The 15313-nt window shown below is 61.3% G+C and carries 16 protein-coding genes; 10 read left to right on the top strand and 6 right to left on the bottom strand.

What is annotated here, in order from left to right; genetic code table 11:
* Positions 1 to 58 precede the first annotated feature (58 nt).
* From K3179_RS00765 to K3179_RS00745, 5 genes are all read left to right on the top strand, one after another.
* Positions 59 to 1270 carry a saccharopine dehydrogenase family protein gene (locus K3179_RS00765; RefSeq protein WP_221562039.1) on the top strand — a complete coding sequence of 404 codons (1212 nt, stop codon included), beginning with the start codon at positions 59 to 61 and terminating at the stop codon, positions 1268 to 1270.
* Positions 1271 to 1645: 375 nt separating this feature from the next.
* The gene (locus K3179_RS00760) at positions 1646 to 2341 is read left to right on the top strand and encodes a hypothetical protein (protein WP_221562038.1); all 696 of its coding nucleotides are present in this window, start codon (positions 1646 to 1648) and stop codon (positions 2339 to 2341) included.
* An 11-nt stretch (positions 2342 to 2352) separates the two neighbouring features.
* On the top strand, positions 2353 to 2985 hold the full coding sequence (locus tag K3179_RS00755; RefSeq protein WP_221562037.1) for a hypothetical protein: 633 nt from the start codon (positions 2353 to 2355) through the stop codon (positions 2983 to 2985).
* 98 nt (positions 2986 to 3083) lie between these two features.
* On the top strand, positions 3084 to 4073 hold the full coding sequence (locus tag K3179_RS00750; RefSeq protein ID WP_247712754.1) for a peptidyl-alpha-hydroxyglycine alpha-amidating lyase family protein: 990 nt from the start codon (positions 3084 to 3086) through the stop codon (positions 4071 to 4073).
* A 41-nt stretch (positions 4074 to 4114) separates the two neighbouring features.
* Positions 4115 to 5293 carry a carboxynorspermidine decarboxylase gene (locus K3179_RS00745; RefSeq protein WP_221562036.1) on the top strand — a complete coding sequence of 393 codons (1179 nt, stop codon included), beginning with the start codon at positions 4115 to 4117 and terminating at the stop codon, positions 5291 to 5293.
* Between the two features lie 3 nt (positions 5294 to 5296).
* On the opposite strand, the gene K3179_RS00740 is transcribed toward K3179_RS00745, so the two are convergent.
* Together K3179_RS00740 and K3179_RS13555 are read right to left on the bottom strand one after the other, a co-directional pair.
* Complete coding sequence (locus tag K3179_RS00740; protein WP_221562035.1) at positions 5297 to 6310, bottom strand: hypothetical protein; 1014 nt, start codon at positions 6308 to 6310, stop codon at positions 5297 to 5299.
* Positions 6311 to 6465: 155 nt separating this feature from the next.
* Complete coding sequence (locus K3179_RS13555; protein ID WP_221562034.1) at positions 6466 to 7410, bottom strand: DUF3137 domain-containing protein; 945 nt, start codon at positions 7408 to 7410, stop codon at positions 6466 to 6468.
* Between the two features lie 65 nt (positions 7411 to 7475).
* Here K3179_RS13555 and K3179_RS00730 point away from each other — a divergent pair, with 65 nt between their 5' ends.
* Together K3179_RS00730 and K3179_RS00725 are read left to right on the top strand one after the other, a co-directional pair.
* Positions 7476 to 8033, top strand: coding sequence for a LemA family protein (locus K3179_RS00730; protein ID WP_221562033.1), 558 nt, complete (start codon positions 7476 to 7478; stop codon positions 8031 to 8033).
* A gap of 188 nt (positions 8034 to 8221) precedes the next feature.
* A complete protein-coding gene (locus tag K3179_RS00725; protein ID WP_221562032.1) occupies positions 8222 to 9424 on the top strand; it encodes a type III PLP-dependent enzyme in 1203 nt (400 codons plus the stop codon).
* A gap of 12 nt (positions 9425 to 9436) precedes the next feature.
* On the opposite strand, the gene K3179_RS00720 is transcribed toward K3179_RS00725, so the two are convergent.
* The 4 genes from K3179_RS00720 to murI all read right to left on the bottom strand — a co-directional run bounded on the left by K3179_RS00720 (position 9437) and on the right by murI (position 13134).
* Positions 9437 to 10204 carry a hypothetical protein gene (locus tag K3179_RS00720; RefSeq protein WP_221562031.1) on the bottom strand — a complete coding sequence of 256 codons (768 nt, stop codon included), beginning with the start codon at positions 10202 to 10204 and terminating at the stop codon, positions 9437 to 9439.
* A 50-nt stretch (positions 10205 to 10254) separates the two neighbouring features.
* On the bottom strand, positions 10255 to 10947 hold the full coding sequence (locus K3179_RS00715) for a nitroreductase (protein WP_221562030.1): 693 nt from the start codon (positions 10945 to 10947) through the stop codon (positions 10255 to 10257).
* A 65-nt stretch (positions 10948 to 11012) separates the two neighbouring features.
* Positions 11013 to 12233 (bottom strand): 5-aminolevulinate synthase, encoded by a 1221-nt coding sequence (gene hemA, locus K3179_RS00710; protein ID WP_221562969.1) that lies wholly within the window; start codon positions 12231 to 12233, stop codon positions 11013 to 11015.
* A 106-nt stretch (positions 12234 to 12339) separates the two neighbouring features.
* Entirely contained in the window at positions 12340 to 13134 is a 795-nt protein-coding gene (murI, locus tag K3179_RS00705; RefSeq protein ID WP_221562029.1) for a glutamate racemase, read from the bottom strand.
* Between the two features lie 96 nt (positions 13135 to 13230).
* Here murI and plsY point away from each other — a divergent pair, with 96 nt between their 5' ends.
* From plsY to K3179_RS00690, 3 genes are read left to right on the top strand one after another with little or no spacing between them, the layout of a single operon-like run.
* On the top strand, positions 13231 to 13830 hold the full coding sequence (plsY, locus tag K3179_RS00700) for a glycerol-3-phosphate 1-O-acyltransferase PlsY (protein ID WP_345721678.1): 600 nt from the start codon (positions 13231 to 13233) through the stop codon (positions 13828 to 13830).
* Positions 13827 to 14942 (top strand): DNA-processing protein DprA, encoded by a 1116-nt coding sequence (gene dprA / locus K3179_RS00695; protein WP_221562027.1) that lies wholly within the window; start codon positions 13827 to 13829, stop codon positions 14940 to 14942. Before plsY ends, dprA begins: the two co-directional genes overlap by 4 nt.
* On the top strand, positions 14942 to 15307 hold the full coding sequence (locus K3179_RS00690; protein ID WP_221562026.1) for a hypothetical protein: 366 nt from the start codon (positions 14942 to 14944) through the stop codon (positions 15305 to 15307). Before dprA ends, K3179_RS00690 begins: the two co-directional genes overlap by 1 nt.
* Positions 15308 to 15313: the final 6 nt, after the last annotated feature.

Raw genomic sequence — 15313 nt, 5'->3', positions numbered from 1 at the left:
CGATAGCGCATTTCGCTAGGGGGCAGGCAAGAATCGAATTCAGCTAAGAGGTTTTCCCATGTCGACAGTCCTGGTCATCGGCGCAGGCGGCGTCAGCAGCGTGTGCGTTCACAAGATGGCGATGAATAAGAATATCTTCACCGATATCCATCTCGCCAGCCGTACGAAGAGCAAGTGCGACACAATCGCCGCCAGCGTGAAAGAGCGCACCGGCGTCGGCATCAGCACTTACGAGATCGACGCGGAAGAAGTCCCGGCGATGGTCCGCCTGATCAAGCAGGTCCAGCCGAGCCTGGTCGTGAACCTGGCGCTCCCGTACCAGGACTTGCCGATCATGGACGCCTGTCTCGAAGTGGGCGTCGATTACCTCGACACGGCCAATTACGAACCCAAGGACGAGGCCAAGTTCGAATACCACTGGCAGTGGGCCTATCACGACCGCTTCAAGGAGGCGGGCATCATGGCGCTGCTGGGATCGGGCTTCGATCCGGGCGTGACCAGCGTCTTCACCATGTGGCTCAAGAAGCACAAGCTGAAGACCATTCGTCAGCTCGACATTCTCGACTGCAATGGCGGCGATCACGGCCAGGCTTTCGCCACCAACTTCAACCCGGAAATCAACATCCGCGAAGTGACTGCGCCTGCGCGTCACTGGGAAGACGGTGAGTTCGTCGAGACCCCGGCGATGGGCAAGAAGGTCGAATTCGACTTCGAGGGCGTCGGCCCGAAGAATATGTACATGATGTATCACGAGGAGCTGGAAAGCCTCGCCAAGTTCAATCCTGAGCTGGAGCGGGCGCGCTTCTGGATGACCTTTGGCGATGAATACATCAAGCACCTCACCGTGCTGCAGAATGTCGGCATGACGCGGATCGATCCGGTCCGTTACCAGGGCAAGGACATCATCCCGCTGCAATTCCTCGCCGCCGTGCTCCCCAAGCCGGAAACGCTTGGCGAAACGACCAAGGGCAACACCAACATAGGTGTCATCGCGACCGGCGAGGCGCTGGATGGCTCCGGCGAGAAGACCTTCTACATCAACAATATCTGCAGCCACGAAGCGGCTTACGAGGAAACCGGCAACCAGGCGGTCTCCTATACCACCGGCGTGCCTGCGATGATCGGTTCGGCCATGATGGTGACGGGCAAGTGGGAAGGCGACGGCGTCTTCAACATGGAGGAAATGGATCCCGATCCCTTCATGGATATGCTCAACGATCACGGCCTGCCCTGGCAGGTGAAGGAACTCGACGGCCCGGTCGATTTCTGACGCATTGAAAGGCCGCGCCTAAGCCAATCGACCTTGTTAAGGTCGGCTTGGGCGCGGCACTTTCCTCAAAACTGTCCGAAGCGGTTGCGAGAGAGGCAGCTTCCCGAGCCATGCCCTTCTGAAATACGAGACATTTCCGCGCAGCAAACACGCGAGAGCGGGGTGCGCTAATCATACTCAAGCGTAGAGACCGTTAGGCCTCCGCTTAAACATCGGCGATAGTGGTCGTGGCGAAGTCGCCACAGACAGTGACCATGTCGACTTTGCGGTTTCGGAGGATTGACCGTCAATCCATCGTATATATACCTCGCGTCGTCTTTCACGGACGCGCCCGGACGGAATTATCTGCCGGGTGATTTGAGGGGTACGTAATCAATGAAAAAATCTATCGCAGCCCTCGGGCTGCTTAGCCTTGCCGCATGCGCCAATCCGTATGTCGGTACGCCTTATACCGCACCTGCCGTGCCGGTGACCTCTGTCGCCATCGTCGACGATCCGCTGGGCGATGATGCAGTGGCATTCGAAGCAGCCTCGACCATGGGCAATTTCGGCCTGCTTGGCGCGCTCATCGACGCTGGCGTGCAGGGATCGCGCAAGAGCCGTGTGAACGAAGCGCTGGAAAGCGTGAACCACACTCCCGAAGCCAATTTCGAAAGCTATCTTATCGCCGCACTGGCAGAAGCCGACATCGAAGCGGCCATGCTCGAAGGTCCGGATCGCGAGAAGCGTGAGTTTCTCAAGGAATACCCGACCGCGCCCGCAGGTGTGCAGGCGCTAATCGACTTCAATGTCACCGCTTACGGTTACGTCAATTCGGGTAACCAGCTTTGGCGTCCGACCGTGGCAGCCGACGTCAGGATGATCGATGCCGGTACCGGAGCGACGCTGATGGAAAACCGCATCATCTATAATCCGGTCGATGCACAGGCTGGCATTGTCACTATCGCGCCGAGCCCGGACTATGCGTTTCAAAACCGCGAAGACATGATCTCCCAGCCCGAACGTCTGGCTCAGGGCATCGACGTCGCGCTCAGGGAAGTGGCGGAAACTGCCGTCCGCCTGATGCGGTGACGGGGTTCGCGATGAAGAAAGCGACGCTTCTTCTCGCGGCGGCTTCGGCGGCTCTGGCCGGGTGTGCGACGACCACGCCCAGCTATCCCGCCACGCTGTCGTTCGACCGGACGGACTGCGCCGATGCTCCTGAAATGGTGACGGCTGTCAGCCTGACACCGGACAAGGACAAGAAGATCTGGGTGCTGGATAACGAGCTTTCGGCCAGCGGCCCGTGCCTCGTGCGCAATGGTTCATCGGCGCCTTACATGGTCTATGCGCTGCCGGACCCGAGCAGGGCGAAGATGGTGGAACTCGGCGCCGCGCTGGACTTTGCTCGGGTGGTTTCGCCGCAAGTCGTGCTCCTCGATGCCGATGGCGTAGAGACGCGCGCTTTCACGCGTGACCAGTACATGTTCCGCCCAGGCCTTCTTTCGGTGCAATTCGTGCCGCAGGAAAACGAGCGATATGCGCTGGTAACCGTAGATCCCGAACCGATCGGCGAAAGCCACGACACGATCGTAGCGGGCACTGCAACTACGACCATCTACACCGGTTTCGGGGCGTCGAACTGGCGCAGCGGACACGAGGCGATGATGTCGCGCGGGTTCTCCTACGAAGGGCCGATCCGCGCGCTGGTCTACCGTCCCGACGACGCAAACTAGGCCTCGCAATATTTGAACAGGGGCGGGAGGGCGAGCGTCCTCCCGCTCCTTTTCAAGTTTGTCTTTGACGCGGAAAGCTGGCTGAATACTATTGCCGCATGAGTATGCGCAACGCCCCGATGGCTATTCTCGCAGCGGTTGCACTTGCATCCTGCAATGGAAGTCCGCGCGAACAGGCACCGCGCATCGCCATCGACACCGAATGGCCGAGAATTCCGAAAGACGCGATATTCGGCGAGCCAAGTGCGGTCGATGTCGACAGCCATGGCCATGTCTTCGTGCTCCACCGTGCAGGGCGCGAGTGGGAAGAGCCGTTCACGACCGAAACCATTGCGCAGCCGACGGTGTTCATGTTCTCGCCGGAAGGATCGCTGCTGGCCCGCTGGGCGGCGGACGAACTCGTCATGCCGCACGGCCTCTCCATCGACGATGAGGACGATATCTGGATTACCGATGTCGCTCGCGAACAGGTTCTGCGGTTCTCGCACGAAGGCATTCTACGGTCCGAGTGGGGCGTCAGGGGAGAAGCGGGGCAGGATGGCGAGCACTTCGGTCGCCCGGCCGACATCGCCTTTCTTGGCGACACGGTACTGGTTGCGGATGGCTACACGAACAACCGCATCGCCCGCTTCGACCGCGATGGTAATTTCCTGGGCCAGTGGGGCGAGGAGGGACAGGACGCCGGCGAGTTCGACCTTCCGCACGGCATCTCCACCGATGGCGACCGGGTATTCGTCGCTGATCGGGAAAACGCGCGGATATCCGTCCTCACCACCGACGGCGAGCCGGCCGGTGAATGGCGCGGCCTCGAACGCGGCCACACTTACAGCGTGAAGCCGTTAGGCGGCGGCTGGGTATTGGCGGTCGAGGGTCGCGACATGCTTGATCGAACCGGGGCAATCGCGCGCGTATATCGGCCAGATGGGACGGTTGAGAGATCTTTCGATCTCGGCTTGGAAGGTAACAATGCCAGCCTCGGCCACGATATTGCGCTGGACGGGGCGGGGCGAGCCTACATGATCGATGTCTACGGGAACCGGGTGATCCGCTTCGATCTAACCGGGGTAGAAGGCGACTCAAGCGAATAGACCTCTTCCCTCCGGGCGCACTGCACCTTAAGTCGCGGCGCATGGAAACAAAAGCCGGCGATCCCGGGGCATTCGCCCATTTCGACCTCAACCGCGTCAGCAGCCCCGCGTTCGTCGTGGACGCTGCCAAGCTGCGCGCGAACTGCCAGATACTGGCGGAAATCCGCGACGAGGCCGATATCAAGGTGCTTTCGGCACTCAAGGCGTTTTCGATGTGGGCGACCGCGCCGATCATCGGCGAATATCTCGACGGCGTGTGCACCTCGGGCCTTTGGGAAGCGCGGCTGGCGAGCGAGTTCTACGACGGCGAGATCGCGACCTATTCTGCCGCCTACAAGCCGGAAGAGCTGGAAGAGGTCTGCCGCCTTTCCGATCACGTGATATTCAATTCCCCCGGCCAGATGGAGCGCGCAACCCTGATCCTCGATGCTGCACGCGCGGCTGGACAGGATTTCGACGTCGGCTTGCGCATCAACCCGATGCATCCAACCGGCGAAGTGCCGCGCTACGACCCGTCCAGCCCCGGTAGCCGCCTCGGCTTTCCCATCGACCAGCTGACGCCGGAAATCATGGAAGGCGTCGACGGTATCCACTTCCACAATCTGTGCGAACAGGATTTCGAACCGCTCCATGCCACCTGGGACAAGGTGTTCGACGCGATTGAGCCGTGGTTCGGCCAGCTCAAATGGATCAACATGGGCGGTGGTCACCACATCACTCGCGCGGATTACCAGCGCGAGGAGCTGATCGAATTCCTGCGCGACGCGAAGGAAGACACAGGCGCGGAAATCTATCTGGAACCGGGCGAGGCCGTGGCGCTCGATGCTGGCATCCTCGTCGGCACGATCCTCGACACCGGCCATAACGAACTGCCGGTAGCAGTCGCCGATATCTCAGCGACCTGCCATATGCCCGACGTGATTGAAGCCCCCTATCGGCCCGCCATGCTGGGCGAGGCAATGGACCACGAGACGCCCGAGGTCCGCATCGGCGGTCCCTCGTGTCTCGCAGGCGATGTGATCGGCGACTATCGCATTCCCGGGGGCGCACAGGTCGGCCAACGCTTCGCCTTCCTCGACCAGGCACATTATTCGATGGTGAAAACGAACACCTTCAACGGTGTCCAGCTACCCAGCATCTACCTCTGGGATAGCGAAATCGACCAGCTCGAGCTGGTGACGGAATTCGGTTACGATACGTTCCGGGACCGGCTGAGCTAACGCTTAGCAAGGATTGCGCGGCATCCAGTCGGACACTGAATGATATCCACGACCGGACACGAAACCGGTAGCGGTGCCGCCGACTTGTGTGATTGTCAGATTGGCGCCGGTCGAACCCTCGTCCTTGCCGATCAGGCGCGTCCCTGTGCAGTCGAAATTCAGAATGTCGCCGCGCGACATCCAGTCACTGTATAAGCGGTTGCCTGCGAGGTCGTAGATCCTGATGTAGTCGCGTCCGTCGGCCTCCTTGAACGCCATGGCAATCTTGGGCGGTCCGGCGGCATGCTTGCCGGTTATGTCGAAATACCTGCTCGTATAATCGATACCATAGGTGAGGACCGGATCCAGATCGCCTGTCGCCATGTCGAAGCGGAAAAGGTGCTCGGGGTAGTTCAGGCCGACAGCACCGCCGGTGAAATACACCACGTCGTCCTCATCCCTGACCGGACTCCAGGCGACGTCGAGAATGCTGAAATCCCAAAGGACGAGAGAAAGGGTCTCGCTACCGATCTCGTAAACCCACAGGCGGCGTTCCGCATCGGAGCCAAGATTGTTCGGTTCGGCAGAGCTTTCCGTAAACACGAGGCGGGTGCCGTCCGGGGAAAAATCCATCCAGTGGACGCGGCCCGATCCCGGAGCGCGATCGTCTCTCGCGGAGATGAGCGCCTTTCCACCTATTTCGACTGGCGACGCCGTCCAATTCGTGAGGTAGATGTCGCCTGCTTCAGCATAGGCGATCATCGCATATTCTTCGTCGGAGGCTGCAAAGCCGTCAAGCTGGGCGGGCTCAGCTGCATGGACGGTTACGAAGGATGAGGCATCGATATCGGTAAGCCTGACATCCTGCGATTTGCGTCCGTTGTACTGGTAGAGGATTTCGGGCTGAAAGTCGGCGGCATCGTCCTTGCCGCCTTTTCCGCCACCCACGCCACCTTTGCCTTCGGGCGGCGCCGCACTTGATCCAACTGCCAGCGCCGCGGCTAGAATGGTGAATGCGAGAGGGCGGATTGCGGACATGACGGGTCTCCCTAAGGAATGCTTGTGAGCGCGACCTGTCGTTTTTGGGCGACCGCCAAATTTCATAGCACATTCTGGCAGAATGGCCGAATTCTGCGGTTTCCTCGGCTTAATTGTCTGATTTTCCGGTGCTACATATGTCGTTGCAAACCATATTAATCTGTTCGCAGCCTGTTCAGCGCCAGCGCCAGGTCCGCCAGCCTTGCAAACTGTTCGATCGTTTCGCGCACGAGGAACGCGTCTTCGTTGTGATCGAGCGATCCGCTTTCGAACATATTGCTGCTCTTGATCGCCATCACCATGCTGCCGCCAGCGAACAGGACGGCGCTGTGTTTTCCGCCCAGCGAATGTTCCAGCGCCATGACGCGCTCGATATACTCAGGGTGCATCAGCCAGCGCGCTTCCGTCTGGTCGGTGGTGTAAATGTCGAAGCGGTCCTCGAATTCGGGGCTGACCATCTGCGCGCGGTCGAGCAGCTGTCCGTCGATCTTGATACTGTCCTTCGCGCCGCCGAAGAACTTGCTGAAGGTGCCATCGGGGGCGAGCAGGGTGGTCCCATGGAAGGACTCGTCGAAGCCAATCGACAGGACAACGCCGCGAAACACAGTGACCCAGCGGCGGTTCTTGCCCGATCCGCGGCGTTCTTCGAGATGCGCCTCGTGGAGCAACAATGAATGGCCGCCCGCTTCGCCCGCCCACATATCCTCAAAACTGGCGCGGTCGTGCGAAGGAAGCATCGAATATGCGCGCGCTCTGGTAAACGCCTCGCTGCCCTCGCAATCATGACGGTAGGCAAGTCCAAGCGCGTTGGCGATCGCCTCGTTGATGCCTGTCTTCACCTGCTTCTTCGCCTTGTGCTTCGGCACCTGGCTCCACGCCCATGCGCCGCCCGCGGCAATCGCGGTGATCCAGAACTTAGGTTCGAGCGGCAGGGGGGCGAGGATGAAGAGGAACGCGGCAAGGGGGAGCAGGACGAGCCCGGACTTGAACAAGCGTTCGTGCGACTGCGCGATCGCATCCTGGCGCACCTGGCGTTGGCCCTGCAGCCATTCGCCAAGCTCGCCTGCCATCAGCCGGTCGGCGTCCGGATATTCGATCACGCGTACTTTCCCCCTTAACCCTTGTTCCCTATCATACCCGCGGACATCGAATAGGGGGTTAAGGAATGGAAGTGGTTGCAATCGTCCTGATCGCGCTCGTCGTGTTGCTCGCGCTGGTCGTGATCGGTATCTACAACCGGCTGGTCGGGCTTCGCCAATCGGTGAACCAGGGCGTTGCGGACATCGACGCACAGCTGCGCCAGCGCCACGACCTCATCCCGAATCTCGTCGAAACGGTGAAGGGCTATGCCGGACACGAGAAAGAGACGCTCGATGCCGTGATTTCCGCGCGCAACCAGGCGGCGAACGGGCCGATCTCTTCGGGGGACGAGCAGGGTCTGCGCGTCGCGCTCGACCGGCTCCTGGCACTGGGCGAGGCCTATCCGGACCTCAAGGCAAGCGCGAACTTCCAGGAATTGCAGCGCGAGCTGACCCATGTGGAAGACAAGCTGACTGCGGCTCGCCGGGCGTTGAACGCGGCGGTTTCGCGGTACAATACGGGCCGAGAAAGCTTCCCTGCCGTGCTGTTTGCCGGACCGCTCGGCTTTCAGGAAGCGGACTTCCACCGCCTCGACGACAGCGAGAAGGGCGTGGTCGACGCTGTGCCGAAGGTCGGCTTCTGAGGGCACGGCCCATCGCAGATCAGGCCCGATGCGACCTGTGGAACCTTGCAATTGCGAGGACGGTTTTCACTTGCAGTTCATGACACACGAAGTATATGCGCGCCTCCTGCTGCCCCAAGGGGACTTCCTAACCGCAAGGCAGCTTGTCGTTTCATGGCTCGCAAGAGCTGTTTAGGGGGTCCCTTGAGTTGCAGCATTTTCCTGACGCCCGGTCCGTAGTTCGCGCCCTTGCGCCGGACGAGCCCGTAATCCTCAATCGCCCGCACGCCGCAGCGCGTGCTGCCCGCTTCTTCGTCGAGAAGTTCCCTGGCAAATCGCTTTATGCCGTGAAGGCGAATCCGTCGCCTGACCTGTTCCGCATCCTGTGGGACAATGGCGTTACGCATTTTGACGTGGCCTCCATCGCGGAAGTGCGGCTGACCCGTTCGGTCCTGCCCGACGCGACGCTGTGCTTCATGCACCCGGTCAAGTCACGCGGCGCCATCCGCGAAGCCTATTTCGATCATGGGGTGAAGACCTTCAGCCTGGATTCGAGCGAAGAGCTTGCCAAGATCGTGGAAGCGACCCGCGATGCGGACGGTAACGACGCGCCCGACCTTAGGTTGTGCGTTCGCCTGCGCGTTTCGAGCGAGCATGCGGCGCTGAGCCTTGCTTCCAAATTCGGCTGCGACCTGACCGAGGCGCCCGTGCTGCTTCAGGAAACCCGCCAGTATGCCGACTGGCTGGGCGTCTGCTTCCATGTCGGAAGCCAGGCGATGAGCCCGTTCGCTTATGTCCAGGCGCTGGACCGTACGCGTGCCGCGATCGCCGAGGCTTCCGTGGTCATCGACATGATCGACGTCGGTGGGGGCTTCCCCAGCGTCTATCCGGGCATGGAACCGCCGCCGCTGGAAGATTACTTCACCATCATCCACCAGCACTTCTATGCGCTGCCGATCGCCTACAACGCCGAATTGTGGTGCGAGCCGGGTCGCGCCCTGTGCGCGGAATATTCCAGCCTCGTCGTAAAGGTCGAAAAGCGCCGCGGTGAGGAACTCTATATCAACGACGGTGCCTATGGGGCGCTCTTCGATGCAGCGCATGTCGACTGGAAATTCCCTGTCCGCCCGCTGGAAGACGATCTCATCAAGCCGGAAATGGACTTCGCGTTCTACGGCCCGACCTGCGACGATGCCGACTACATGCCGGGACCGTTCAGCCTACCGGAAGACATCCAAGCCGGCGACTACATCGAGATCGGTATGCTCGGCGCGTATGGCGCGGCCATGAAGACCGACTTCAACGGCTTCGGCTCTGCCGAGCGCATTATCGTCGAGGACGAGCCGATGGCGAGCCTCTACGACGGCAGCCGCACGCGTCCCGCCGCCGACAACGTCGTCAGTCTCAGGTAATTCCTCGTCTGCTTACCCGTGCTCGGCGCGATGGCGATCGAGGACGGGAGCGACACGTCCAAGTGCTTCTCCCACGTAATCGGGGAAGCGCTTCTCGCCGAACTCGAAAATCGCGTTATGGGCAGCGGCAATCCGCTGCGCATCGGCCCAGTCTATACCGAGCTCGATCGCCCATTCGCGAAATTCATCTGCTGCACCTGCACGCGGCTCAAGCGCCTTTGCCAGCGTGGGGTGGAAAGACAGGCGCCTGACCATCGGAAGCAGGGAAAGCGGGAAACCTTTATCGAGATAGACGAAGGTGTCGTCCACGTGGATGGTACCGCTAGGCCGGTGCAGGGCTAGAACCGAGGAGAAATGCACACTCTCGTCCTCGCAGACTAGGGGAACGCCGCGCGGGACGGAGAAGGTCAGATCGGGCCCGAACCGTTCGTTCATCGCATCGTTTTCACAACGCATTTCCTGCCAGGGAAGGGTGGGGAATTTTTCGACATGGCGCGCGGTGCCGAACAGTTCGGCGTCCGGGTAGGCCTTGTGCATCCATTCGCAATGGATGGTGTGAAACGGGTGGAGATTGAGGATCGCAGCGACCTTGGCATCACCGACAATGCCATCGATTTGTGCGCGTATCCTGTCGTCGAGCGTGTAGCTGTCGAGGAAGACGAAATTTCCGTCAGGCAGTCTGACAAGCGAACACTGGGTGCCTATTTCGAGCAACCCGATTTTAAACTCGCCCCTGACGGTCCAGAAACCGTCACCCAAATCTACCAGCCTGTCTGCCAAGTTCGTCCTCCTGTTCGCTTCCCTAACCAGCGAACGGGCGTTTCTTTCCCTTATTCGAAACCGACGAACCTGGCCGCCTCGCTAACCTCGCGGCGGGTGATCTTGACCGGGTTGGCAGGAAAGTCGGGGTCCGGCCAGCCCATGGCGACCGCTTTCATGATGACCTGATCATCGGGAATGCTGGCGTGCTCACGTACCACCGGCGATTGCATGATGCCTTGCGAATTGATCACGCAGCCAAGTCCGCGGCTCCAGGCGGCGTTGACGAGTGCGGTGGTCACGGCCCCGCAGTCGAAAGGCGTGTCGTCGCTGCCGGACAATTCCTTGTCGTAGGTAATGATGATGCAGACCGGCGCATCGAACTGGCGGAATCCGCGCAGCACCCAGTCCTGCCGCTTTTCCATGTCGTCGCGCTCGATACCCATGGCTTCGAACAGCTGGACGGCGCAGCCGATCTGCCGCTCGCGATGGACGCCGGCGAAAGGCTCCCCCCGGCGGAACTCGCGGCTGTCAGGCACGCCTGCGAGGATGTTTTCCGTATTGCCGTTGCGGATGGCGTCGAGTGGCGCTCCGGTAATGACGTGGAAATGGTAGGGCTGTGTATTCATCGAGGAGGGGGAGCGCATGGCCAGGGCCAGCACTTCCTCGATCAACTCGCGCGGCACGGGTTTGTCGAGATAGCCTCGAATGCTGCGCCGACCGAGGACGACCTCGGCGAATGTCTGTTCCGGATTGCCGCTCACATTTCTCTCCCTTCAGGCGGGAAAGGATTAGCGCAGCGAAGCGGCTCGGTAAAATCCCTTACGGATCAGGCTGCCTTGCGCAGTTCCATATCCATGCGGTCCCAGATTTCGACCAGCGCAGCGACCAGTTCGTCCATCATCGCTTCGCTGTGAGCAGGGCCGGGTGTGAAGCGCAAACGTTCCGTCCCGCGGGGCACGGTCGGAAAATTGATCGGCTGCACATAGACGCCGTATTCGGCGAGCAGGATGTCGCTGATTTTCTTGGCGCGTACCGGATCGCCGACCATCAGGGGCACGATATGCGTGGTGCTGTCCATGACCGGCAGTCCCGCTTCGCGCATTTTCGCCTTCAGGCTGGCGGCGGCCGCCTGTTGGGCGTCGCGCTCTTCGCTGGAGCCCTTGAGGTGGCGGACCGCTGCGAGCACACCCGCGACAAGCACCGGGCTGAGCGAGGTGGTGAAGATGAAGCCGGGGGCATAGGAGCGGATGCAGTCGATCACGCGGGTGTCGGCGGCGATATAACCGCCCATCACGCCGAATGCCTTGCCCAGCGTGCCCTCGATGATGTCGATCCGGTCGGCGGCCTCGTCACGTTCGGTGATGCCGCCACCGCGATTGCCATACATGCCGACCGCGTGGACTTCGTCGACATAGGTCAGGGCATTGTACTTTTCAGCCAGGTCGCAGATCGCATGGATCGGGGCGACATCGCCATCCATGGAATAGACGCTTTCGAAAGCGATCAGCTTGGGTGTCGACTCGTCTTCAGCGGCGAGCAGCTCTTCGAGATGTTCCAGATCGTTATGGCGGAACACTCGCTTCTCGCAGCCCGAATTGCGGATGCCGGCGATCATGCTGGCATGGTTCAATTCGTCGGAGAAAATCACGCAGCCGGGCAGGAGCTTGGCGAGCGTCGAGAGCGTCGCATCGTTCGAGACATAGCCGCTGGTGAACAGCAGCGCGCCATCCTTGCGGTGCAGGTCGGCCAGTTCCTGTTCCAGCTCTACATGGAGGTGGGTGTTACCGCCGATATTGCGCGTGCCGCCCGAGCCTGCGCCAACATCGTGAAGCGCATTTTCCATCGCTTCGATGACCTTGGGGTGCTGGCCCATGGCAAGATAGTCGTTCGAACACCAGACAGTGATCGGTTTCGGACCGTTGTGGCCGTGGAAGCATCGCGCATTGGGAAACGCACCCTTGTTGCGCATGATGTCGATGAACACGCGATAGCGGCCTTCCGTGTGGAGGCGGTCGATCGCTTCGTCGAAGATCTGGTCGTAGTTCACGCGGGTTTGCCCGTCAGCGCCGCCCGTCAGCGGCAAATTCTGCGGGGTCACATAGTGCAAGGAACGCCGTTTCGCCACCGCGATCTTTGCGAACGATTCGCAAGGATCAGAAGTGCACCAGCCGCGAAATCCCGTGCTTGGCGAAGGCCGGAGCCAGGCGCTCGAAATCGTCCATCTCGCCGGTAGTGACCGCAAAGTCGCCGCCCGAGGCATCGAATTGCTGACCATCGACGAGATAAGCGACGCGCCGCGCTATGCCTTCGGCTCCATGGACAAAGGTGACATCCTTGCCGAATGCTTCGCGCAGTTCCGGCTCGAGCAAGGGGAAGTGGGTGCACGCCAGCACCACCGTGTCGAGATTCTCGCCGCCTTCCTGCAGGACGAGACCCGAAGCGGCGCGGGTTACATCATCGACGCTCACCTTGTCGCCGCGCAGCTTGGCTTCGCCCAGCGCGACCAGGTCGTTCGCGCCATAACGCAGCAACGTCTTACCGCTTGCGAATTCCTTCTCGAGATCGTCGACATAGCGCTGGCGAACCGTGGCTTCGGTTCCCAGCAGACCGATGGTGCCGGTCTTCGTGATGGCGGCCGCGGGCTTGATGGCGGGCACAGTTCCGACGATCGGCGTTTCCAGTACGTCGCGGACCATGCCGAGCGCGATCGTGCTGGCGGTGTTGCAGGCGATGCAGATGAGGCGCGGTTCGTAGCGTTCGGCCATGCGGCCAAGCAGGCCTGAGACCCGCGCGGCGACTTCCGCCTCGCTCTTCGCGCCGTAGGGTAGCCCTGCGATATCGGCGGTGTAGATCACCGGGGCATCGGGCAGCACGGCGCGCAATTCGGCGAGGACGGTCAGCCCGCCCACACCGGAATCGAAGAGCAGGATGGGTGCTTTCGCGTCCAAAACCGATGATCCTTTCGCCTGTCGCCTTGTTTAGGGCGGTAGATGGAAATACACGGGCAGGACAAGCCTTTGCGTGAAGAGATAAGGGGACCGCCAGTGCCGACCGAACTGACCATCACCGCGCTTTATGCCGCGTTGCTGGGGTATGGCTTCGGGTCGATCCCGTTCGGCCTGATCCTCGCCAAGCTGGCCGGGAAGGGCGACATCCGCCAGCAGGGCAGCGGCAATATCGGGGCGACGAACGTCCTGCGCACCGGAAGCAAGGGGCTGGCCGCCGCCACGCTGCTGCTCGACCTCGCGAAAGGTTTCGTGCCGGTTTGGCTGACGGGAATGTGGTTCTGGCAGGACATTGGCTGGGCCGCGCTGTTTGCCGTCATCGGACATGCCTTCCCCGTCTGGCTCGGCTTCAAGGGCGGCAAGGGCGTCGCCACCAATGCCGGTGTCAGCTTCGCGCTCGCCTGGCCGATCGGTGTCGCCTACGCGATTGTGTGGATCGGCATCCTCGCCATAACGCGCATCAGTTCGCTGGCGGGGATGAGCGCGGTAGTGGCTGCTGCCGTGATGGCCTTCGTCCTTGGCATGCCGACATTCGCCAAGGTGCTGACCCTCATCGCCGTTCTGGTGATCTGGCTCCACCGTGAAAACATCAAGCGGCTGGCCGCAGGGACCGAACCGAAGGTCGGCTCACCCAAGTGAACGAGGCGGTCCGTCCGCAAGCTGCGCCTCTGTCGCAGCCCGAAGCCTTCGCGCGCATCCGATTGCTGCGCTCGCCCAATATCGGACCTGTCAGCTACGCCATGCTGCTGGCGCGCTATGGCAATGCGGTTGCTGCGCTGGAGGCTCTGCCCGACTTTGGGAAGAAGGGCGGCAGGCAATATCGCGCCGCGCCGCAGGACCGGATCGAGCGCGAGGTGGAGGGCGTACGCGCGGCGGGCGCGAAATATCTCTTCCACGACCAGCCGGATTATCCGGCCCTGCTTGCAGAAATCGACGGGGCGCCGCCGATCATCACTTATCGCGGCGACCTCTCGCTGGCGGCGAAGCCCTGCGTCGCCATGGTCGGCGCGCGCAACGCCAGCGCCGCTGCGGTCAAGCTGGCGCGAGAGTTCGGGCAGGGCCTGGCAGAGGCGGGCTTTACGGTTGTGTCGGGCCTTGCACGCGGCATCGACGGCGCGGCGCACGAGGGCTCGTTTCCAAGCACCATCGGCGTCATCGCAAGTGGGATCGACATCGCCTACCCGCCGCAGCACACCGACCTGCAGGAGCGTATCGCCTCCGAGGGCTTGCTGATCGCAGAACAGCCGCCCGGCACCGAACCTCGCGGCAGCCACTTTCCCAGCCGCAACCGCATCATCGCAGGGCTGGCGAGCGGGACGCTGGTAGTAGAGGCGGCGGTCAAGTCCGGCAGCCTCATCACCGCACGTCTGGCAGGCGAGGCAGGGCGCGAGGTCATGGCGATTCCGGGCAGCCCGCTCGAAGCGCGCAGCCACGGCTGCAACCATCTCATCCGTGAAGGCGCGGTGCTGGTGCAATCGCCTGAGGATGTGGTGGAACTGCTCACCGGCTTCGATGGCAGCCCGCGCTCGACCTTTCGCGAGCCGGTATCGCCCTTCGATTTCGAACCGGCCGAGATGGCTGGGGCCGAACCCGCCGACATCGCCTCGCTCCTGACAACCGCGCCGGTCGCTATCGACGAACTTATTCGTCAGTCAGGCGAAAGCGCGGCGGCGGTGCAGCTAGCGTTGTTGGAGCTGGAGATTGCTGGGCGGCTGGAGCGACATGCGGCGGGACGGGTGAGTTTGTCCTGATGTCCGCTACTGAGCGGGAAGCGGACGTTGTAATCCGCGAAGCCTTCAGCGAACTCGTCGCTGGTGTAACAGTTGGATCGATGATGATGTGGACACGGACATTTACGGCGAAAGTAGACGGCAATGGGTCGCAAATCACCATCACGTTCTATAAAGAGATGCCTGGCGGCTGGAAGCTCGATTTCCGAAACGATCAAGGGCAGCATGTCGCTAATGGCGACCGTTGGGTCGAGACAATTGACGACTTGGTCTTGCAGTTAGGCAACTTCACAAATGACGATCTAACGTGGCGTACTGAAGATAGCGAACCGGTGTCGTTCTATGCGGCAGTTCGAGAATGCATTCTGAAGTCGCGAACCGCCTGAGCCAAC

The sequence above is a fragment of the Qipengyuania intermedia genome, from assembly GCF_019711615.1.
Taxonomy (GTDB): domain Bacteria; phylum Pseudomonadota; class Alphaproteobacteria; order Sphingomonadales; family Sphingomonadaceae; genus Qipengyuania; species Qipengyuania intermedia.
The sequence above is the reverse complement of the archived record's forward strand: the minus strand, read 5'-3'. Positions and strand labels throughout refer to the sequence as shown.

Bases quoted from the DNA above. Each gene is read 5' to 3' on its own strand.
- K3179_RS00765 (WP_221562039.1), top strand. From the start codon at position 59: ATGTCGACAGTCCTGGTCATCGGCGCAGGCGGCGTCAGCAGCGTGTGC.
- K3179_RS00760 (WP_221562038.1), top strand. From the start codon at position 1,646: ATGAAAAAATCTATCGCAGCCCTCGGGCTGCTTAGCCTTGCCGCATGC.
- K3179_RS00755 (WP_221562037.1), top strand. From the start codon at position 2,353: ATGAAGAAAGCGACGCTTCTTCTCGCGGCGGCTTCGGCGGCTCTGGCC.
- K3179_RS00750 (WP_247712754.1), top strand. From the start codon at position 3,084: ATGAGTATGCGCAACGCCCCGATGGCTATTCTCGCAGCGGTTGCACTT.
- K3179_RS00745 (WP_221562036.1), top strand. From the start codon at position 4,115: ATGGAAACAAAAGCCGGCGATCCCGGGGCATTCGCCCATTTCGACCTC.
- K3179_RS00740 (WP_221562035.1), bottom strand. From the start codon at position 6,310: ATGTCCGCAATCCGCCCTCTCGCATTCACCATTCTAGCCGCGGCGCTG.
- K3179_RS00730 (WP_221562033.1), top strand. From the start codon at position 7,476: ATGGAAGTGGTTGCAATCGTCCTGATCGCGCTCGTCGTGTTGCTCGCG.
- K3179_RS00690 (WP_221562026.1), top strand. From the start codon at position 14,942: ATGTCCGCTACTGAGCGGGAAGCGGACGTTGTAATCCGCGAAGCCTTC.